General features: G+C 54.4%; 21 protein-coding genes. 6 read left to right on the top strand and 15 right to left on the bottom strand.

What is annotated here, in order from left to right; genetic code table 11:
• Positions 1 to 113 precede the first annotated feature (113 nt).
• A complete protein-coding gene (locus LBW89_RS05500; protein WP_225038716.1) occupies positions 114 to 1472 on the top strand; it encodes an MFS transporter in 1359 nt (452 codons plus the stop codon).
• A 122-nt stretch (positions 1473 to 1594) separates the two neighbouring features.
• On the opposite strand, the gene nfsA is transcribed toward LBW89_RS05500, so the two are convergent.
• The 7 genes from nfsA to LBW89_RS05470 all read right to left on the bottom strand — a co-directional run bounded on the left by nfsA (position 1595) and on the right by LBW89_RS05470 (position 9507).
• Positions 1595 to 2341, bottom strand: coding sequence for an oxygen-insensitive NADPH nitroreductase (gene nfsA / locus LBW89_RS05495; RefSeq protein ID WP_225038715.1), 747 nt, complete (start codon positions 2339 to 2341; stop codon positions 1595 to 1597).
• Complete coding sequence (locus LBW89_RS05490; protein WP_225038714.1) at positions 2334 to 2939, bottom strand: TetR family transcriptional regulator; 606 nt, start codon at positions 2937 to 2939, stop codon at positions 2334 to 2336. The genes nfsA and LBW89_RS05490 overlap by 8 nt, the downstream gene beginning before the upstream one ends.
• 86 nt (positions 2940 to 3025) lie before the next feature.
• Entirely contained in the window at positions 3026 to 4210 is a 1185-nt protein-coding gene (locus tag LBW89_RS05485; RefSeq protein ID WP_225038713.1) for a YhgE/Pip domain-containing protein, read from the bottom strand.
• A 371-nt stretch (positions 4211 to 4581) separates the two neighbouring features.
• Entirely contained in the window at positions 4582 to 7011 is a 2430-nt protein-coding gene (locus LBW89_RS05480; RefSeq protein ID WP_225038712.1) for a heavy metal translocating P-type ATPase, read from the bottom strand.
• A gap of 377 nt (positions 7012 to 7388) precedes the next feature.
• Entirely contained in the window at positions 7389 to 7514 is a 126-nt protein-coding gene (locus LBW89_RS27445; RefSeq protein ID WP_263639035.1) for a hypothetical protein, read from the bottom strand.
• 617 nt (positions 7515 to 8131) lie between these two features.
• A complete protein-coding gene (locus LBW89_RS05475; protein ID WP_225038711.1) occupies positions 8132 to 8731 on the bottom strand; it encodes a short chain dehydrogenase in 600 nt (199 codons plus the stop codon).
• 152 nt (positions 8732 to 8883) lie between these two features.
• The gene (locus tag LBW89_RS05470) at positions 8884 to 9507 is read right to left on the bottom strand and encodes a LysE/ArgO family amino acid transporter (protein ID WP_225038710.1); all 624 of its coding nucleotides are present in this window, start codon (positions 9505 to 9507) and stop codon (positions 8884 to 8886) included.
• 197 nt (positions 9508 to 9704) lie between these two features.
• Between LBW89_RS05470 and LBW89_RS05465 the strand changes: the two genes are divergently transcribed.
• The 5 genes from LBW89_RS05465 to LBW89_RS05445 all read left to right on the top strand — a co-directional run bounded on the left by LBW89_RS05465 (position 9705) and on the right by LBW89_RS05445 (position 13621).
• Entirely contained in the window at positions 9705 to 11150 is a 1446-nt protein-coding gene (locus LBW89_RS05465) for a PLP-dependent aminotransferase family protein (RefSeq protein ID WP_225038709.1), read from the top strand.
• Positions 11151 to 11222: 72 nt separating this feature from the next.
• Entirely contained in the window at positions 11223 to 11831 is a 609-nt protein-coding gene (locus tag LBW89_RS05460) for a hypothetical protein (RefSeq protein WP_148455449.1), read from the top strand.
• A gap of 137 nt (positions 11832 to 11968) precedes the next feature.
• Complete coding sequence (locus LBW89_RS05455) at positions 11969 to 12820, top strand: SPFH domain-containing protein (protein WP_148455447.1); 852 nt, start codon at positions 11969 to 11971, stop codon at positions 12818 to 12820.
• Between the two features lie 18 nt (positions 12821 to 12838).
• Positions 12839 to 13018: an Arc family DNA-binding protein gene (locus LBW89_RS05450; RefSeq protein WP_148455445.1), complete on the top strand. Its 180-nt coding sequence runs from the start codon at positions 12839 to 12841 to the stop codon at positions 13016 to 13018.
• A gap of 3 nt (positions 13019 to 13021) precedes the next feature.
• Positions 13022 to 13621, top strand: coding sequence for a hypothetical protein (locus tag LBW89_RS05445; RefSeq protein WP_148455443.1), 600 nt, complete (start codon positions 13022 to 13024; stop codon positions 13619 to 13621).
• Positions 13622 to 13735: 114 nt separating this feature from the next.
• Here the strand turns inward: LBW89_RS05445 and copZ are convergent, their stop codons facing one another.
• From copZ to qoxA, 8 genes are all read right to left on the bottom strand, one after another.
• Positions 13736 to 13936 carry a copper chaperone CopZ gene (copZ, locus tag LBW89_RS05440; protein ID WP_148455441.1) on the bottom strand — a complete coding sequence of 67 codons (201 nt, stop codon included), beginning with the start codon at positions 13934 to 13936 and terminating at the stop codon, positions 13736 to 13738.
• Positions 13937 to 13968: 32 nt separating this feature from the next.
• Complete coding sequence (locus LBW89_RS05435; RefSeq protein ID WP_148455925.1) at positions 13969 to 14307, bottom strand: metal-sensitive transcriptional regulator; 339 nt, start codon at positions 14305 to 14307, stop codon at positions 13969 to 13971.
• A gap of 238 nt (positions 14308 to 14545) precedes the next feature.
• A complete protein-coding gene (locus LBW89_RS05430) occupies positions 14546 to 15523 on the bottom strand; it encodes a hypothetical protein (protein WP_225038708.1) in 978 nt (325 codons plus the stop codon).
• Positions 15484 to 16065 carry an RNA polymerase sigma factor gene (locus tag LBW89_RS05425; protein ID WP_148455439.1) on the bottom strand — a complete coding sequence of 194 codons (582 nt, stop codon included), beginning with the start codon at positions 16063 to 16065 and terminating at the stop codon, positions 15484 to 15486. Before LBW89_RS05425 ends, LBW89_RS05430 begins: the two co-directional genes overlap by 40 nt.
• A gap of 203 nt (positions 16066 to 16268) precedes the next feature.
• The gene (gene qoxD / locus LBW89_RS05420) at positions 16269 to 16553 is read right to left on the bottom strand and encodes a cytochrome aa3 quinol oxidase subunit IV (RefSeq protein WP_148455437.1); all 285 of its coding nucleotides are present in this window, start codon (positions 16551 to 16553) and stop codon (positions 16269 to 16271) included.
• A gap of 1 nt (position 16554) precedes the next feature.
• A complete protein-coding gene (gene qoxC, locus LBW89_RS05415) occupies positions 16555 to 17151 on the bottom strand; it encodes a cytochrome aa3 quinol oxidase subunit III (protein WP_148455435.1) in 597 nt (198 codons plus the stop codon).
• The gene (gene qoxB, locus LBW89_RS05410) at positions 17148 to 19091 is read right to left on the bottom strand and encodes a cytochrome aa3 quinol oxidase subunit I (RefSeq protein WP_148455433.1); all 1944 of its coding nucleotides are present in this window, start codon (positions 19089 to 19091) and stop codon (positions 17148 to 17150) included. Before qoxB ends, qoxC begins: the two co-directional genes overlap by 4 nt.
• A 24-nt stretch (positions 19092 to 19115) precedes the next feature.
• The gene (qoxA, locus tag LBW89_RS05405; protein WP_225038707.1) at positions 19116 to 20090 is read right to left on the bottom strand and encodes a cytochrome aa3 quinol oxidase subunit II; all 975 of its coding nucleotides are present in this window, start codon (positions 20088 to 20090) and stop codon (positions 19116 to 19118) included.
• Positions 20091 to 20675 lie beyond the last annotated feature (585 nt).

Genomic DNA, 20675 nt, shown 5'->3' with positions numbered 1-20675 from the left:
ATCATGCGGGATAATGCGGCCAGGAGCCTGCCTGGTCTCTTTTTTCGTCAACTAATTAGATATTTATAAAATTAGATGTCAATAAAATTATTGGATTATGGAGGATAACTATCATGATGAACCCCTGGGCCGTTCTGCGAAAAGAAAAAGACTACGCGAGACTGTTTGCGGCCGGGATCGTGAACGGCATGGGGGACCGATTCAGCCAAGTCGCCGTGCTTGGCCTCGTGCTGTCGCTGACCGGTTCCGGCCTTGCGGTCGGGATCACCTTTGCCATCCGGCTCATTCCTTACCTGATTTTTGGGCCGCTCGGCGGCATGCTCGCCGACCGGTTGTCCAAAAAACGGGTAATGATCGCTACGGACTTGATCCGGGCCGTTTTCGCCCTGACTCCGCTGCTGGTCCGCGAGCCTGCGGACATATGGCTGATCTATGTAAGCTCCTTTCTGCTGTCCGCGGGAGAAGCCATCTATGCCCCCGCCCGCATGTCGGCGATCCCCCGCCTGGTCCGAAAAGAGCATCTGCTTCAAGTCAACAGCCTTGAGGAGGTCATGACCGGGCTCGTGCTGATCGGGGGTTCGATCAGCGGCGGGTTCGTGGCCGCCTTGTTGGGCGTCGAGGTCTCGTTCCTCCTCAACGCCTTGTCCTTTCTGGCCACCGCCCTGCTGCTCGCCCGGCTGCCGCAGCTCCGCGGCGCTGCGCCCGACGGTACCAGCGCCCACGGCCCGGGTCAGGCCGCCCCGGCCGAGAGCGCTGACGGCGCCGCCCTGCAGGCTTCGGCCCCCGCCGGCGCACAGGCTTCAGCCCCCGCCGGCGCATCGGCTTCGGCCCCTGCCGGCGCGCCTGCCGCAGCCGCCTTCCGCGAGCTTCTCGCCCGCTCCCCCTTCCTCCGGCTCATGCTGCTCATTTTTGCGGTCTGGCCGATCGGGGACGGCATCTTCAATATATTGCTCAGCGTCTATGCGGTGGAAGTGTTTCACATGGGCGATCTCGGGATCGGGCTGCTGTATGGAGCGCTTGGCGCCGGGCTCGTCGCCGGTTCCGCACTGACGGGGCGGTTCGCCCGGCAAATCAAGGCCGCCGCGGTGCTGACCTTACTGCTGGAGGGGATATGCCATATTCTGATCAGCCAAAGCGGATCGTTTGGTCTGCTGGTGCTCCTGCTGGCGGGAACGGCGATATGTTCGGGCATCGGGAACGCCTGCAACCAGACGATCCTGATGATGATCGTCCCCGAAAAAATTCGGGGCAGATTTATGGGTACGCTGGCTGCGCTGCAAAATACGATCATGGGGGCGGCGATGTTTCTCGGCGGGCTACTGCTGGAAGTCCTGTCCCCCCGGATGCTGGGTCTGATTGGAGGGGGGCTGCTTACGCTCAGCGGAGCTGTATTTGCCATCCTTTATTGCGCCTCCCGTACGCTCCGCGCAGCCCCCGTCTCCGGCGACATATCTGAAAAGGCCGGGGAGTAATAAGCTTCAGATAGCGGGATGCACTCCCGCTAATTACGAAAAAACCTCCCGTGTCTTTCAACCGCGAGACTCAAAGGCAAGTATGCCTTGAAGCAGGTTGAAATCACAGGAGGCTTTCCCGCTCACTTCAGTCCGAATCCGCGCCGCTGCAAAAATTCCCGCATATGAAGCCGGGCCGGCTGCGCGAGCTTCTCCGCCATCAAAACGGACCAAGGGGTGTCCTTCATGCCGCCGGTCCGTTCCCGCAAATACTTCACCATCGTTTCATCGTAGGCTTTTACACCTGATTCCGAACGTTCTGCGTCATAGCCTTCCCAATGTAAAACCGCCTCCAAGGGCAACCGGGGCCGCAGCCCGGGCTCCTGGTCCGGATAGCCGACGCACATGCCGAAGACGGGGTAGACCAGCTGCGGTAAGCCTAACAGCTCGGCCACCTCCTGGCTCCGGTTGCGGATGCCGCCGATATACACGATGCCGAGCCCCATCGATTCCGCGGCGACCGCGCCGTTCTGGGCCGCCAAGGCCGCATCGACCGTCGCTACGATAAAATTCTCCACCGAGGACTCATAGGTTTCGGCTCCCGCCGGCAGATGGCGTTCCGCCGCCGCTTTCAGCCGGGACAGATCCGCGCACCAAACCAAAAATACCGGGCATTCCGAAATATAACCCTGATTCCCGCATAATTCCGCCAGCTTGTCCTTCCCGGCTTGTTCGGTGACGGCGATAACGCTGTAGGCCTGAACATTGCTGGAGCTGGACGCCATCTGGGCGGCGGCGACGATTTCCTCCACTTGTTCCCGGCCAACCGGGCGGTCGCTGTATTTTCGGATCGAACGATGATTTTTCAGTAGAGACATGACCTCATTCATTCGCTTTCACTCCCAATCCCAACATAATAAACCGGACGGCCTGCTCCGGGTAGTTCTCCGCGAAATCCTCCTCACGGAGATCGACCAGATGTTCCAGATTGCCAAATCTTTTATGCGATAAAGCCACGCCAAACACCATCAGCAGCGCGGAGGTCATGGACTCAAACCGGAAATCCCCCCGCGCCTTGCCGCGGACCAACAGATCCTTCACCGTCAACCAGACCGGATTCAGGAACGAGAACACGACGCCGAGCCGCGGAGACTGAAGCGTCAGTTCCTGCTGCACGATGTCGCTCAGCTCCTTTTCCTGCATCGTGAATTTCACGATTTCCCCTGCGACCAGCCGCAGTCCTTCGACAGGATCAGTCAGGATGGCCTCGTTCTCTTTGAACGCTTCCGGAGTGCCGGGAAAAAAGTGCTCGAAGATCGCCCGGAACACCTTCTCCTTGCCCCCGAAATGATAAGATACCAGCGCCACATTCGCTCCGGCTTCCTCGCAAATTTGCCGGACGCTCGTCCCTTCAAATCCCTGCTTGGCGAACAAGCGCTTGGCCGACTTCAAAATTCGGATTTTCACGTCTGTTTCAGCCTGTTCCATACCCTCGACCCCTTAACTATTCTAGACCCATTATGGAACTTTCATCACCGGTTCGCAAGGACGGGCGCGCGGCAAGTTATAGTCGGCTAGTCTTGAACAACTGTTCCAGGCTTGACGAGAACCTGCGATTCCTTCGCCGGACCACGTTTGCGCCCTTTTACCAGCTCCGCCGTCAACCCGATGGCCAGGCTGACCCCCATGATGACGACCAGACGAAGCATGTCTGAAGCGACCGCTCCGCCGGCCCCGGTAAATTGCACATTCATCAACCCTTCAACGGCGTAGGTAGCCGGAAGGTAATCCCCTACGGCTTGATAGAAACCGCTCAGAAGCTGACGCGGCACCATGGCGCCGGAGGAGACCAGTTGAAGCGACAGCCCCGCGATATTGAACAGCATCCCGGCCATACCGAACAGCAGCAGGAACATCTGCGTAAAGAACAGAAACGTCAGCACCAGCAGCGATTGGAACATCCAAAATACAAAGAATCCCTGCTCCGCTTGCCCGCCCAAAGCGAAGACCAGCGATGTCCCCACCAGCGAAACAAGCAAGGACGCACCCACGTTGAGGACGACACGCGCCGCAAACCGGCTTCCGCCCGAGATGCCCGGATTCGTTCCGGCCGCCGCCTGCTGCAGGTTCATGCCCATAATCATCGAGCCGACAAAAGAAGCCAATACCAGCATCATCGGGACCATTTGGTTGTTCATACCGTCGATGGGATGAACGACGTCAACTTGCGAGGCCACTTTGGTCGACAAGCCTTGTGCGAGCTGCCCGGCCTGAGCCTCCGGTAAGGCCATCTCCTGAAACGCCGTCTGGATCGCTTGAGTGGATACGAGCCGGTTCAACGACTCCGTGATTCTTGCCGCCGCGTTCTCCATCACGGACTTGACCATGGAGGCGTTGGAACCGTTGATCGTATATTGGAGCGTACCCGCTTGCCCCGGGGTTTGCAGCGTTTGACCGAATTTTTCGGGGATCGTCATGATCATCTGGACTTCCCGGTCCTCCAAGGCTTGCTTCGCCTCGTCAGCCGTCAAGCCCGTCTCCCACGCAAACGGGACGGATTGCCGCAGCCCGCCGACCAGCTTTTCGCCAAACGCCCCATCCTCGTTGACCACGGCGATTTGAAACGAACTCACCCGTTCGTTGACCCCGTCGTAAGCGGTCATCCAGATTAAACTGAAAATAACTTGAAACATCAACGCCGTGATGATTCCGATTTTGGTTTGCGGCGCTTTGAGATACGCCTGAAGACTTTTTTTCATTTTCTCTTCCAGCTCCTTAAACAATCGTTTAAAACGTTTGTTTAAATCATAAAGAGTTCCTGGATGAATGTCAATCTTATTTTTTTATATTTAAAATTTATGATGCTGTAGATGAAAGCACCTCCGCTTTCGCCCATCTATCGCTCATCAAACAAGCTTATTTCACAGGGAGCTCCGGCAAAAATTTGCGCCCAGTTCGGAACAAAACCTGATTACTGGAACCCGCAGCAGGAAATAAGGCGGTGGCGTTTTTGACCGCTATTATTGCCATAGAGCCGAATCGGGCCAAAAAAGCGGCCCAAAAGGCCGCTTTTCCTGCTGTTCCTGCTTTACCTACTGTTCCTGATAGTGCCGCTTTTCCCGCCCCTCGCTCACAACTTCACTCTTTGCAGCCTTAAGGCATTTAGCACGACGGATACCGAACTCAGTGCCATAGCTGCCCCGGCTAACCATGGGGCCAGGAATCCAAGCGCCGCGACGGGGATTCCGATGACGTTATAGGCCAGCGCCCAGAACAGGTTCTGTTTAATGTTCGACATCGTCTTTTTACTCATAAAAATAGCGTCCGGAATACTGTTCAAGTCCCCTCTCATGAGCGTGACGTCCGCCGCCTCCATCGCCACATCCGTACCGGTTCCGACCGCCATGCCGATGTCGGCCGTAGCTAGAGCGGGGGCATCATTTATGCCGTCTCCGACCATCGCCACTTTCTTCCCGGATTCCTGAAGCTTCTTGACCTCGGCGGCCTTGCCCTCAGGCAGAACCTCCGCCAATACCTTGCCGATTCCCGCCTGTGCCGCAATGGCCTTCGCGGTCCGTTCGTTGTCGCCGGTAATCATAATGACTTCGATGCCGAGATTTTTCAGGCGTTTCACCGCTTCTTTGGACGTCTCTTTGATCGTATCCGCTACGGCTACCATGCCGGCGTACCGACCCTCTACGGCGACGAGCATGGCCGTTTTTCCCGACTCCTCCAATCGATTCATCTTATCAAATGCGCTCTCGGCCTGGATACCAAACTTCCGCATCAGCTTTCTGGTGCCGATGTGCAGCTCAAGCCCGCCGATAATCGCGCGGATTCCATAACCGGGAATCGCCTCGAATTGCTCCGTTTGCGGCAGCTCGACCCCTTTTTCCTGAATACCCGCGACAATGGCTTCAGCTAACGGATGCTCGGAGTTTTTCTCCGCCGCACCGACGAGCCTTAAAAATGTCAGTTCCTCCATTCCGTTTTCAATGATGACATCGGTCAGTTCCGGTTTTCCTTTGGTCACGGTTCCTGTTTTATCCAGGACAATCGCATCGATCCGATGCGTGGCCTCCAAATGCTCGCCGCCTTTGAAGAGAATCCCGAGTTCGGCGGCACGGCCCGAACCGGCCATGATCGAGGTTGGAGTTGCCAGACCAAGGGCGCACGGGCAGGCGATAACCAGGACGGCGATAGCCTTCTCAAGCGCACTCGCGAAGCTTCCCGGTTCCACCGCAATATACCATACTAAAAAAGTCACGACGGCGATGCCTACGACGATCGGGACGAATATCCCCGAAATGACGTCGGCCACCCGCTGGATCGGAGCTTTCGAGCCTTGCGCCTCTTCAACCACTTTGATGATTTGCGCAAGCGCTGTTTCTCTGCCCACTTTGGTCGCCTTAATCTGCAGCATCCCGTTTTTATTGATCGTTGCACCGATCACCTTATCCCCCGCGCGTTTCTCCACCGGAATGCTCTCCCCGGTCAACATCGACTCATCCACGGAGGAAGTACCGCTTACGACCTCGCCGTCCACGGGAATCTTCTCCCCCGGCTTCACGACAACAACGTCACCAACCAAAACCTGTTCGACCGGCACGGTCATCTCTTGCCCCGCTCTGATCACGGTGGCGGTTTTGGCTTGCAAGCCCATCAGAGTCTTGATGGCTTCCGAAGATCTGCCCTTGGCAAGTGCTTCAAAAAGCTTGCCCAGCAAAATCAAGGTAATCAATACGGCGCTGGTTTCATAATAAAGGTCGACTTGATGATGCCCATGGGCATTTATCGTTTCTATCGTTTGATAGAGACTATAGAAATAGGCGGCCGAAGTGCCGAGCGCAACCAGGACATCCATATTTGCGCTGCCGTTCCGGAGCGCCTTGTAGGCCCCGATATAGAATTGTCGGCCGATAATAAACTGGACCGGCGTGGCAAGCGCGAATTGGAACCACGGATTCATAAACAGGTCGGGAAGCCAAATGAACGAAGTGAATGAAAAGTGACTGACCATCGCCCAGAGCAGCGGAAAAGACAGCAGCGCCGAAACCAGCAGTTTAAGTTTCTGGCGTTTGATCTCTTGTTGCCGATGATCCCCGGATTCTTTTTTCTCGCCTTTAAGCGCCGCCTTGTAGCCGATTTTTTCAACCTTCTGAATCATATCGGCCGGGGTAACCTCTGCCGGATTATATTCGACATGCGCCGTCTCCAAAGCCAGATTCACGGTCGCCTTCGAAACCCCCGGCATTTTGTTCAAGCCCTTTTCAATTCGCGCTGCGCAGGCGGCACAAGTCATGCCCATGATTTGAAAATCCGCGGACTCTCCAACCGTGCCGTAGCCTAACGCCTGTATCTTCTGTTCCATTTGCGACGGATCGGTCTTCGTCGGATCAAACGTCACCGCGGCCTGTTCGAGCGCAAAATTCACGGTGGCTTGAGAAACTCCCTCCAGCTTGCTTAACCCCTTTTCGATCCGATTGGCGCACGCCGCGCATGTCATTCCTGTAATCTGTAAGGTGGTTTGTTGTTGTTTTAAACCCTCGCCGTTACCCATTATCAAACTCCCCTTCCTCATATACCCCCAGGGGGTAAATAGAAAACATATTTGTGCTATTATGCTTTAAAGAACGGATTACGATCAGCAATTTACCTCGACACCACCAATATACCATACCCCTCATGGGTATGTAAAGACTTTCGTTAAGACCCGGCGATTCCGTAGGAAGAATCACACCCATCATGATTAAAGTAAGCAAGGAGGGAAACGATTAGGACTAAGCGTATAAATTCCCTTGTGGCCATTTGTCATGATGACTTTCGCCCCGGTTGAGCAGGCTAAATCGGTTGCCCACAATTAGGTTCTCGATAAGTACGCAGTCTCTCGCCACGGACATCCGCATTGTTTTTGTTAGCCCACGGCGATCCAGGTGCCTAGAGCACTTTCAGCACTTTCAGCACTTTCAGCACTTTCAGCACTTTGAGTACTTCCAGAACCACTAGAACTATCGGCACTATCGGCACTATCGGCACTTCCGTTACTTCCGCCACTTCCGCCACTTCCGGAACTTCTAAAACTACCGCCCCCCCCAGAAACTACTCCAATTACCTACATTACCTGCATTACCTGCATTACCTGCATTACCTGCATTACCCGCATTACCTGCATTACCTGCACTTCCTGCACTTCCTGCCCAAACTCCCCCCTTCCGCCCTTACAATCTCTCAACCTTCAACCCTCCCGACTCAAAAAGATGCAAATCTGCAGGTATTTTAAGCCAATTCACGAGGAGATGCGAAAAAAGATGCAAATCTGCAGGCATTTTTAGCGATTTTCGAGAAACGAGCCGGTTTCGTCAAAAATTCCTGCAGATTTGCAGGAATTTTGAAATTTCTGTTCCAGGCTACAAAAAAACATGCAGATTTGCAGGAATTTCGATGTTATCCAGGTTGTCTAATGGATAGGGCACTTGCCGCTCGTTGAGATAGCGGCTTAAGGCTGCCTCTGGGGCCGCTTTTCGGCCGATTTCGGCACCAAGGGGATCTTAGCGCTCAAAAAGACTTTATTTTCTGCCGGACTGCCCAATAATCAAGTTTTGGCCGGTTTTACGCAAGAATGAGGCTCTGAGCCAAGCCGCTATTCCTCCATGAAGGAGCAAATTCGGACTAAATCGCCACTAGTAAACCGTGTAAGTTTGCCCCGTTTGTCCGCCCTCGACACTTTTTCGGAAAGCCAAAGCGACCTTGCTTGCGGGAACGGGATCAAAGCCGGGAAAGTACGGGCCATAGGTCCCGATGGATTCAGCAACCACATTAGGGCTTACGTTGTTAATCCGGATTCCTCTCGGCATCTCAATCGCCGCGGCCGTAACGAATGCTTTGATCGCTCCCCCCGCCATGGCCGAGGACACGCCGCCAACGATCGGATCGTCCATAATAATCCCCGTTGTCAAAGTAAAACTGCCGCGATCGTTGACATAAGGATGACCGAGCAGTACCAAATTGACTTGTCCCTTTAACTTGCTCTCAATGGAAAGCTCATTATTCTCCGGCGTAAGTTCGGTCAGCGGCCCGAAATAAGTACTTCCCGCCGTGCTGACCACTGCGTCCACCTTCCCAACCTCTTGGTACATAGCGGTTATGCTATCCGGCGATGTGATGTCAACGATGACATCAGCCCCGTTCCTCCCCGCTGTAATTACCTCGTGACGCGCCCCGAGCTCCTCGCGAACGGCGCTTCCGATCGTCCCGCTGGCACCAATCAGCAATATTTTCATGTTCATGACCTCCCCAAAAGTTTATACAATACCCCAAGGGGGTATAACATATTTGATCCTATATTATAATTCCCCCTAATATATGTCAATGAAGCTATTGCCATCCTAAGCAAGAATAAGAAGCCTGTTCCCCAAGGAGACAGGCCTCCCTTTTAAAATGTGCTACTCCCAAGGAGCCCGAACAGCAAGTATGCCGCCATGCCCCACACCACCAAGGCCGAAATCCGGTTGATCCGCTTAAGCAGCGCACCGTTTCCGTTCAATCCGCCGACGAGCCGGCCCGCCAGTGCCAGACACGCGAACCAAAGCCAGGATACCAGGATAGCCGCCAAGGCAAAAACGGCCTTCCCTCCTCCTTCATAGCTCAAGGAGCTGGTTCCGATCACGCCGACCGTATCCAGAATCGCGTGCGGATTAAGCAGGGACACCGACAGGGCGAACAGCACCTGCTTTTTGGCGGGTAGACCCGAACTCTCTTCGGTCCGGCCCGAAGGGGCGCTTTTCCAGATCGACCAGCCCATGTAAACCATAAAGCAGGCCCCGCCGATAAAAAGGATCACTTTTAGCCATTCCAGCGTGAGCACAATCAGGGATACCCCCAGGACGGCCAACAGAATCAGCAGGGTATCGCATACCGAAGCGGTGATGACCGCGGGAAGGGCCCGCGTCCATCTTTTACCCGATGCCCCTTGATTAAATATGAATACGTTTTGAACTCCCAGCGGCAAAATCAGGCCAAAGGCTAGGACAAAACCGTGAATGAACGCCGTCGACATCGCTTCCCTTCCCCTCTCTCTTTCTTGGGATCCTCCCGACCCGAGATCATGGACCCCTAGCTATTGTAACCGCTTGGCGGCGATCTGGCTCCATCCATTTGGATGGATATTAAACCAACCAAACTGTATAATGAAAAAAACTTCTTTCTGCCGTTGTGCGCCAATTTTCATCCTCTTCATCAAAGGAGCTGATCTTCGTGGAACCTGCCCCATGGCAGCCGAACCGCCGTTCCGGGGTTCCGCTGCATACGCAAATCGTCGAATACCTCCGCGATAAAATCGCCGGCGGCGAATGGCCGGTCGGGACGCGGATTCCGTCCCAACGCGCACTGGCCGAGAGCTTCGGCGTCAACCGCAGCACCGTGGTGACCGCGATGGACGAGCTCGCCGCAGCCGGCATGATCGAGACGGGACGCGGCGGCGGGACGCGCGTCGCGAACCGGACGTGGGGCGTGCTCACCTCCGCCCCGCCGCCGGACTGGAATTCCTACGTCAACGCCGGAATTCACCGTCCCAACCTGCCGGCCGTGCAGGAGATCAACCGGGCGGAGTTCCGCCCCGGCATCCTCCGCCTCGGCACCGGCGAGCTGTCGCCCGAGCTGCTGCCGAGGCCGGAGATGGGCCGCCTCCTGGAGCGGATGGCGGACCGCGTCCCCGAGCTCGGCTACGGCGAGCCGAAGGGCGACCCGGGGCTGCGCCGGATTGTCGCAGCCCGCTTAAAGAGCCAGGGCCTGACCGCCTCCCCGGAATCGATCCTGATCGTTTCCGGCGCGCTCCAGGCCCTGCAGCTGATTTCGGTCGGCCTGCTGCGGCGCGGATCTGTGATCCTGCTCGAACGGCCGTCCTATTTGTACTCCGTGCCCGTGTTCCAATCGGCCGGAATGCGGCTGCAGGGCGTGCCGATGGACGACCAGGGGCTGCGCCCCGAACTGGTCGCTCCTTACGCCCGGCAGTACGGCGGCTCGCTGCTGTATACGATCCCCACGTTCCATAACCCGACGGGGACCGTGATGAGCGAGCCCCGCCGCGCCCGGCTGCTGGAAGCCTGCCAGGCGGCGGGCCTGCCGGTGCTGGAGGACGACGTCTACCGCGATCTGTGGTTGGACGAGCCGCCCCCCGCTCCGCTGAAAGCCGGGGATTCCGGCGGCAGCGTCCTCTACCTCGGCAGCCTGTCCAAAACGCTCAGCCCCGGTCTGCGCATCGGCTGGATCACCGGCCCCCAGCCGGTCATTGAGCGCCTCGCCGACATCAAAATGCAGAGCGACTACGGCTCCAGCGCCATTTCGCAGCGGCTGGCGGCGGAGTGGCTGTCCAGCGGCCTCTACGACGAACATCTCGACCGCCTGCGCGGCGCTTTGCGGCATCGCAGACGCATCGCGCTCGATGCGCTGGAGCGGCATTTTACCGGGCTGGCCGACTGGAACGTGCCCGCCGGAGGCTTCTACGTATGGCTACGCTTAAGGCGGGCGGCGGCCCCGCGCAAGCTGTTCGATACCGCCTTGAAGCAGGGCATTCTCATTAACCCCGGACATTTGTATGACCGGGAAGCCGGCAACTGCCTCAGACTGTCTTACTCGTACGCTTCTCTGGAAGAGCTGGAGGACGGGATCGCCCGTCTTGCCGGCATCGTGGCCGGCTTGTAGGCCCGGCGGCCGCAGCCAAAAGCAACTTTACACACTCCCCGAGCGTCTATCCTAAAAAGGAGGGATCTGACAGTGACCCTAAAGCGTGTTCAAGCGGTGGTCTGCCTGTTGGGGTTAGGGCTTGTCATCGCCGGCTGCGGAGCCGGAAAGACCGCCGAACCCGCAGCCGAGGCGGCGGCGCCCCCCGGTCAATCGGAGAGTCCGCCGCAGCCGAATACGGAAGAAGCCGCCGGTGAGGACGCGGAGACGACTCCTTCTGACGGTAAACAGGAAATGCGCGGATCGGCCGGCGAACTGTATCGGCTTGCTTTTGAAGCGATGTTTCCCATGGATGAAGCGCTCAATTCGGACATCAAGTACATCGCCCTCGATCTCAGCGACCTTCAGCAATTAACCGATGCGGATCGGCGGCATATCCTCGAATCCTTTGCTTTTCGGGAGGTTGAAGTCCGCGATACCACGATGGAGGAACTGAAAAAAGAAGAGCCCGAATTCAAAGAGACGATGGTGCTGCAAGGCGTTCTGCTGAAGATTGAAAAAGTGGAGCTCGGCGAGGATTACGCCGTGATCGAAGGCTCCAAGTACCGGTCGGGTACGGGAGCCATCGGGGCAAAAATTACGCTGGAGCTTAAAGACGAGGCTTGGAGCGTTGCCAAATCCGAAATGACGTGGATCAGCTGAACGGATGCCGCTCCATAAACGGGTACCCTGCCGGAATAGGCGGGGTGCCCGTTTTTTGATTTACCAATTTACAATATATTCTAAAAGTGATATCATATAAATATCAAAATAATATGTGTCGTAGAGGAGTGTTTTTTATGAAGGAAAAGGAATTATCATGCGTGAACGGGTTCTTCGCCGTGTTAGTCATCCTCGCCCTGCTGGGCTCGGGCGCTTACCTGATCTCGCTGGAGCTCGCCCTGCCCATGATTGCCGGCATTCTGGCCTGCGTGATCGGCTTCGCGCTGCTGACCGGGCTAACGATTGTCCAGCCGAACCAGGCGAATGTCGTCACTTTTTTCGGACGCTATCTTGGCGTCATCCGGAAGAGCGGGTTTTATCTGGCCGTGCCTTTCTCCACCCGCAAAAGGGTCTCCCTGCGCGTTCGCAATTTTAACAGCGCCAAGCTGAAAGTGAATGACGTGAACGGGAATCCGATCGAGATCGCCGCGGTCGTCGTGTTCTCGGTGGTCGATTCCGCCAAGGCGCTCTTTGAAGTGGATGAGTACGAAACCTTCGTGGAAATTCAAAGTGAAACCGCGCTGCGCCACGTCGCCAGCAAATATCCTTACGATCAGCCCGACGGTACCGGGTTTTCCCTGCGCGCCAATACGGAGGAGATTGCCGTCGAGCTTACGGCTGAACTCCAGAACAGATTGTCTATCGCCGGGGTAAAGGTCATTGAGTCGCGCCTCACCCACCTGGCCTACTCGACGGAGATCGCCAGCGCGATGCTGCAGCGTCAGCAAGCCGAAGCCATCATCGCCGCCCGCGAGAAAATCGTCGACGGCGCCGTTACGATGGTCCAAATGGCGATCGAGCGGCTGCAAAAGGACAATGTCGTCGACCTGGACGACGAACGGAAAGCCGCTATGATCAACAATCTTCTCGTTGCCGTCGTATCCGACCGTTCCGCCCAGCCGGTCATCAACACGAGCACATTGTATTAATGCCGGTGCGATTCACGAATGGCAGCTAAAAAAAGCTTTCCGCTGCGCCTGGACCCGACTCTTTATGAAGCTTTGGAGCGCTGGGCGGCAGACGAATTCCGAAGCGTGAACGGTCATATCGAATATTTGCTCCGGGAGGCATTGCGGAAAGAGGGACGTCTTCCTTCTCCAAAGGGGGCTTCCCGTAAGGAGGATTAAGCGATGCATACGGTCAAAAGACTACGCAAACCTTGGTGGGTGTCGAAATCCAAGGCTTTGCTGCAGCAATATGCGGAGACGCACGGCGGCATCTATGTCCCCGCCTCGTTCAAAGGCTGGAAATACTCCGGTCAGTATGTCCGCAAAGAGTTGAACCAGGGAATCGGGGCCCTTCATGTGACTTTGGTCGATTCGGGTTCCGATTCCTCGAAACAATGGTCGGCCGCCGTAAAATTCAGTTTTGTGCCACGGCGGAAACTGGAATTTTATCTGAAGCGTTCCCGGCACCCGCTGGCCCTCCCTTTTCATCCGGAACTGCGCCCCGCATCGCTGCCCCACTCCGCGATGAACAAGGCGTACCATGCGAAGGCCACCCATCCGGGATTGCTTCGCCTGATTCTGAAACAGGAAGGGCTCTACGAAGCTTTGGAGCTTCTTCCCGGTGCTTACGTAAAGCTGGGGCTCAAGGGGAACCGGGGGGTCTTGACCATATCCGCGCGCAGCAAGAAGCCCGATTTGGGCTTTCTCGAAGCAGGTGTCAAAGTGGCCGTGCATTTTATCGACGCGTTGCATGAACACGGATTTGTCCGGGAGAAAGCGTAGTGCAGCGAATGAAAAAAGCGCCCTTGAATCGAATGGATTCAAGGGCGCCTTGCTTATGTCTCGCCAGCAATACCTGATAGGGGTATATTTAAGACAAAAAGAACAAAGTTACTCTTAGACCACGTCGTACCCTTGGTCTTCGATCGTTTCTTTAATGGCTTCCAAGCTGATTTTGCTCTCGTCGTAAGAAACGGTCACGCTCTTCGCCGAAAGGTCCACTTTGGCCGATGCCCCAAGCCCTTTCACGGCTCCTTCGATGGAATTTACGCAGTGGTTGCAAGACATGCCTTCAACTTGCAGAGTAATGTTCGTCATTTTAACTTCCTCCTCATCATGATTTGATTTATTTATTTCATCAATTTGTTGACCGTAATTAACAGTTCATCCACCACTTCCGTCTCACCGGCCTGAATGCGCTCGATGATGCAGCTCTTCATATGCCCTTCCAGCAGCAGCTTTCCGACACTGTTCAATGCGGATTGCACGGCCGCAATCTGGTTCAGCACATCATCACAATAGGTATCCTTCTCGATCATGCCTTTGATTCCGCGAATCTGGCCCTCAATCCGGTTGAGCCGGCTCGTCAGATTGTTCTTCATAGCAGCCGAATGATGACTTTGCCGTGCCGTCCCTTCATGACTGCAGGAAGCCTCCTCAGTCGCTTCGTGTTTGCTTTCCTCGGGCATCATTTCAGCAGCCATTCGATCCTCTCCCTTCCGCCATAACTTAATCGCTTTAACACTCTCTCTTCCTGGACCTATTATAATATACCCCACAGGGGTATGTAAAGGTTTTTTTGCTTCCGCCTTTCATTCTCCCCTTCACGATCGTTTCTATTCCTGCAAAAATAGCGCAAAAAAGCACCACAGGTGCCTGTGGTGCCGGGATATCCGCATTCCACCCCGTTTATTTTTCAGGGGGCCTTCATTTTACTTCTTCCCGGATCATCCCTTCGGCGATCTGGATAAATTCCTCTTCGGACAGCGGGTCCTGCGGATCATCGCTTATCATATAAAATACCGTCTCGCTTTCGCTCAGCCACGACAATTTACGGCTATCTTCGGCGGAGGTCGATGACAAGATCATCTCTTTCCCCTTCACGGTCAGCTTTACCGCCTGTTTGGAGGGAACCTGAACCGCGGATCCCTTGGTCCGGGCAAAAGCGATCATCCTCAGAAGACGCTCCCCTTTGCGGTATTCGAGAACCGTTGAAGCGGGTTCGGACCAGGGAACAATTTTGTAAAACAATCCCGCCTCCTCGTCCGATTTTAAGGATCTCTCCTTAAGTTCGCCCCACAATTTCTCGTACTCCGGGGTATTCGGCAGAGGCGTGTTCTGGATCTGGATAAGCCCATGGTCCAAAACATACCCTTCGGGAACGTAGGATGGTTCAGGCAAAAGCGGCGCCCCCGTCGCTTCTATATCCTTAGCCAAATCGGCATAACTCCGGTGTCGGATCGGCTCGTAATAATAATATAAGACGCGGCTATCCGCGCTCGTCGGCAGTCGCTTATCCTTGATATAATAAACCGCTTGCTGACCCGGTTTTAGTATTTTTTTCAGCTCCGCTTCAGCCTCTTCCCTTCGTTTTTGCTCATAGGCGGAAACCGGGTAATTCTGCGGCTCCATAACGGACAGAATAATTTCCCCCTCTTTGTTTTTGATATGCACAAAGTAGCCGCCCGCGTATGCCGTAATGGATGTGAGGATCAGAACGGCCGCAGCCATCGCAATCAAGGCGGTCCTGCGGGGGCTATGTCTGATCGATCCTTTCCTTCTCCGCCGGAGTTGGCGGACTTTGTCCATAACGGCGGGGGCCGCGTTCCCTTCATTTTCATATACCGTTTGAATTTCCATGCTTCTTAACATTCGATCTTCGTTGAATTGTTCGTCGTCCCGCATCCCTCAGCACCCCCCTTTTCCTCCATAAGCCTTACGAGTTTACCCCTCATCCGCATGTATTTTTTCTTGACCGCTCCCTCGCTTTTGTCCAAAATCTCCGCGATTTCGGCAAAAGGCTTCTCCTCAAACACCCTTAAGACCAGCAGATTCCGTTCTTCGCCCGACAGCTTGCTTACGGCGTATTCCAACGGTTCGCTGAACCAGCCCCGTTCCAAGGTCTGCTCCGGACTATCGGCGACGCCCGCCCCGCGGATCAAGCGTCCCACCCGCAGACGGACGGTTCTTTTGCGCAGCATATTGAGGCAGTGATGATAGGCTATTTTATACAACCAGGATGAGAAAGCCGACTTTGCCTCGAACGACCCGATCTTCGTAAACGCTTTGATGAATATGTCCTGAACCGCGTCCTGGGCATCTTGTTTGCAGCCGAGCATTCGGCAGGCGTAAATGTAAATCTGCCTCTGATACGCCTCGACAATCGGCTCGAAGCGATCCGCTTCCCCGGCCTGCACGCCCCTGATATGTTCCTCGATGGAATCCAAGCTTTCGAGACCTCCCCGCTTTTTTCCTATACGGTTATGTAACACTTCTACTCCCGGAAAAGGGACACCTGCCGGCTGCTATTTTAACAGGAGGAATTCCGGTTAGTTGCCCGCTCGACGGATTCGCAAAAAAAAACCGCACCCTCTTCGGCCATGAGGTGCGGCGTTTCATATCATTTAAGGCTCGGCTATGAACTTGTTTCTTATTTGTATCCCCAAATCATCGTAAGCAGGGTGCCGAAAACCGTTACCAGGCCTACGAACAAGGCATAAGCGATATTCGTATACAACGCCTTCTTGGATCCGCCCTCGTTAATGTGCATGAACAGGAAGAGCTGCACGCCCATTTGAATCGTGGCGGAAACCAGCAGGATGGTCATGCCTACCGCGGGGGACATATCCCAGAAAACGACGGACAGCGCGACCACGGACAGGACCAGCGAGAACAGATATCCCATGACGTGGTGAAGCGGGAACAGTTTTTTCATGTCACATCAGTCCTTTCAAGTAGACAAAGCTGAAGATGAAAATCCAGACCACGTCGAGGAAGTGCCAATACAGCGAGAAAATAAACGATTTGTTCGCCGTATCGAGCGTGAACCCTTCGCGCTTAATTTGCAGCATCAATCCGCCGCCCCACAAGAGACCCAGCGTAACGTGGGCCCCGTGCGTCCCGAGCAAGACGAACAAGCTGGACAAAAATGCGCTCGTCTGGAGGGTTGCACCTTCATGCACGTAGGTTACAAACTCCATGATTTCCACCCCGAGGAACCCGAGGCCGAGCAGCAAAGTAATCAGGAAGAACACCAAGGTGGCCTTTTTGAAGCCCTGCCGCATGCTGTTGATCGCCAGACCGATGGTGAAGCTGCTTGTGAGCAGCAGGAACGTTTCGATCAGCACCGGTCCGATTTCAAAAATTTCGTGCCCCGACGGGCCGTTGCCGGTACGGTTCCAGAGCGTAAGGTACACGGCAAACAGCGTCGAGAACAATACGATTTCCGCGCCGAGGAACAGCCAGAAGCCGAAAATACGGTTGCTGTTCTCTTCCGAACGGTACTCCAACGGCAGCGTATTATCTAATTTCATACCTGTTCACCCCGCAATCTAGACTCCGTCTCCAGAATTTCCTTCACCGGGATATGGCGGCCGTGGTCGCGTTCAAACGAACGTACCGCCAGCATGACCAGAACGCCGATGCCGGCGACGATGGCCGGTACCCACCAGCTGAATACCATGAAAAATCCGAAGAAGAAGAATATAATCCCCAGAATAACCGGCTGACCGCTGTTATTCGGCATATGAATCTCTTCAATTTTGTCTTCGTAGAGCGCAGGGCCGCCTTTTTTGGCTTCCCAGAACGGATCCAGTCCATTTACCTTCGGTACTACCGCAAAGTTGTACTCCGGTACCGGGCTGTGCGTACTCCATTCCAAGGTCCGGGCATTCCACGGATCGCCCGTCGTATCTCTTGGCGCGTAACGGAAGCTCCAGTAAATATTGTAGACCAACAGAATGAAACCGATGGCCAGACCTACCGAGCCGATCGAGGCGATCAGGTTCAGCGGACCGAAGCCCGTGCTTTCCGAGTACGTGTACATCCGGCGCGTCATCCCCTTGAGACCGAGGAAGAACAGCGGCAGGAAGGTCACGTTAAAGCTGATGGCAATGGTCCAGAAGGCCAGCTTGCCTTGACGCTCGTTAAGCCGGAATCCGAACAGTTTCGGGAACCAGTAATAGAAACCGGCGATTACCGCAAACACCGTACCTGGAATCAGCACGTAGTGGAAATGGGCCACCAGGAACATCGTGTTGTGGTATTGATAATCGGCGCTCGCCATCGCGAGCATTACGCCGGTAACGCCGCCGATGGTAAAGATCGGAATAAAGGCGAGCGAGTACAGCATCGGTGTCGTAAACTCGATTCGGCCCTTATGCAGCGTAAACAGCCAGTTGAATATTTTGACCCCTGTCGGTATGGCGATCGCCATCGTCGTGATCGAGAAGATCCCGTTGACCATGACCCCGTGACCCATCGTATAAAAGTGATGCGCCCATACGACGAAGGACAGCAGGGAAATAACGATCATACTCCAAACCATGGACTTGTAGCCGTACAGATTTTTGCGCGAGAAAGTGGAGATAATCTCACTGTATATCCCGAACGCTGGGAGGATAACAATATAAACCTCAGGGTGTCCCCAAACCCAGAACAGGTTGGCCCAGAGCATATCCATCCCGCCGTTCGCCATCGTAAAGAACTGCGAGCCGAACATGCGGTCGAACATCATGAGCGCCAGCGCCACGGTCAGAACCGGGAAGGCGAACAGGATGATGACGCAGGTGATGAGCACCGACCAGGTGAACATCGGCATGCGCATCAAGGTCATGCCCGGCGCACGCATTTTGAGAATCGTAGCGATAAAGTTGACGCCGGTCATCAGCGTACCGATCCCCGCGATCTGAAGCGCGATGGAATAGTAGTTGTTGCCGACGGTCGGGCTAAATTCGATGCTCGCCAGCGGGAAGTATGCCGTCCAGCCCGCGTCCGGGGAGCCCCCGATAACGAAGGAAATGTTAAACAGCATCGCTCCGGCGAAGAAGAGCCAGAAGCTGACCGCGTTCAACCGCGGGAACGCCACGTCGCGAGCTCCGATTTGGAGCGGTACGACGACGTTCATAAGCCCGATGACGAAAGGCATCGCCATAAACAGAATCATAATGACCCCGTGGGTCGTGAAAATCTCATTGTAGTGCTGTCCGTCCAGAAGCCCGTTTTCCGGAACCGCCAGTTGAGCCCGCATCAGGAGCCCGTCGACACCGCCGCGGAACAGCATCAGTAATGCGGAGATAATGTACATTATGCCGATACGCTTATGGTCGACGGTCGTCAACCACTCGCGCCACAAGTAGCCCCATTTTTTAAAATAGGTGAGTCCGATGATGATCGCTAACGTGGCAACAACGATACTGACCATGGCCCCGTAGATCATCGGTTCTCCAGTGACGAAAAATTCGTCCCATTTCATCTGTAGCTAGCTCCCTTCCGTTAGTTAGTTGCCGTGCGTTTCATGCCCGGCGTCTTCTGTTTCCGTATGGTCCATATTCATTTCGGAGTGATCCATGTTCATTTCGGAATGATCCGTTTCCGAGTGTCCGGAATGGTCCGCCTCTTCGCTGCCGCCATGGTTATGGCCGGCATTTTCGCCCTCGGGAGCCGGTCTGAATTCCAAATGCGTGGAGGTGTAAGTCTTTCTTCCGACATGGCTTTCTTTAAGGAGCGAATCAAATTCCTGTTCCGTCAGCTTCGGAGCCGTCTCTTTGACTTCCTTCACCCATTTGTCGTATTCGCCCTGGGACATGGCCAGCGCTTCGAACTCCATATGGGCGAAGCCTTCGCCCGAGAAGTTTGAGTTTTTACCCATATAGGAACCCGGGTGCTCGGCAACCAGATTCAGCTTATTGACCATATCGCTCATCGCATACTTCTGTCCGCCGAGTTGCGGAACCCAGAAACTTGTGATCGGGCCATAAGAATACAATCTAAATTCGACCGGACGATGCGTCGGGATGTTGACATAGTTTACGGTCTCAATCCCCTCTTCCGGGTAACTGAAATGCCATTTCCAGTTTGAAGATGCCGCATAGATCACAAGCGGTTTTTGATCTTCATAGCCTTCCGGCACCGTCTCGACCGCGGCCGTGCTCCTCACCGTAACTACGGACAAGACCGTAACAATGATGACCGGAATGGCGATCCAGGTGATCTCCAGCCATTTGCTTCCCTCGACGTGAGGCGGTTCGTAATCCGGAGCCGCTTTGGAAGCGCGGTATTTGGTAAGCATATAGATGTAGAGCACATAAACAACCAGCAAGACCAGGGCCATGACGAGCATGGAAAAGATAATGACATTAGATTGTGTCTTGGCCACCGGACCTTTCGGGTCCAACACAGTCAGAGAATTACACCCGGTCAAGAGGACAAGAAGAGCTGTAAAAACAGCAAGCAGCAATCCTTTCCTTTTCATAGAATACCGATACCCCTTTCTAATTGGTAAAGCTCATCACGAGCAGGCGGGATGATTTTTGTAAAGTAACCTTTAAGAATCATGTTAGGAAAGTCCGGAAAGTTAAACAATTCATAGAGTTATACATATTTTCAATATTTTTACAGTTAAGACTGGTCCAATGCTTGTGTTTTGGTGTTACAATCCCGATTTAGGACGATTTAAGTTCAAATTCCGGCAAAATCGGCGATTTTGATAATTGTTCACAATGCTAACGAAACAAGTCATAGTTCGCAAAATTGTCATACAAAATCAATAGTTTGTGAGAATAATCACTTACTTAATTTTCTTATTTATGGTTGCTATATAAGTTGAACTATTGATTTGCATGTAAGGCAGCCGTGTGAAATGTTCTTCCGATCGCTGTTGCTCCCAGATTTCTTTATTTAAATTTATTAAGGTAGAAATCCGGTCACAAAGGCGAGCGCTACGCTTCTCCAGAATCATTTCACACTCTTGCCTATTGCTAATTCTTTAATTCAACTTATATAGGTCGCTTTTACGTAAAAAGACAAAAAAAGCCAACCGGTTTGACCGGCTGGCTAA

The organism is Paenibacillus sp. alder61 (assembly GCF_020179875.1).
GTDB lineage: Bacteria > Bacillota > Bacilli > Paenibacillales > Paenibacillaceae > Fontibacillus > Fontibacillus faecis.
Note: the sequence above shows the minus strand (reverse complement) of the source record. Positions and strands in the feature narration are given on the sequence as shown.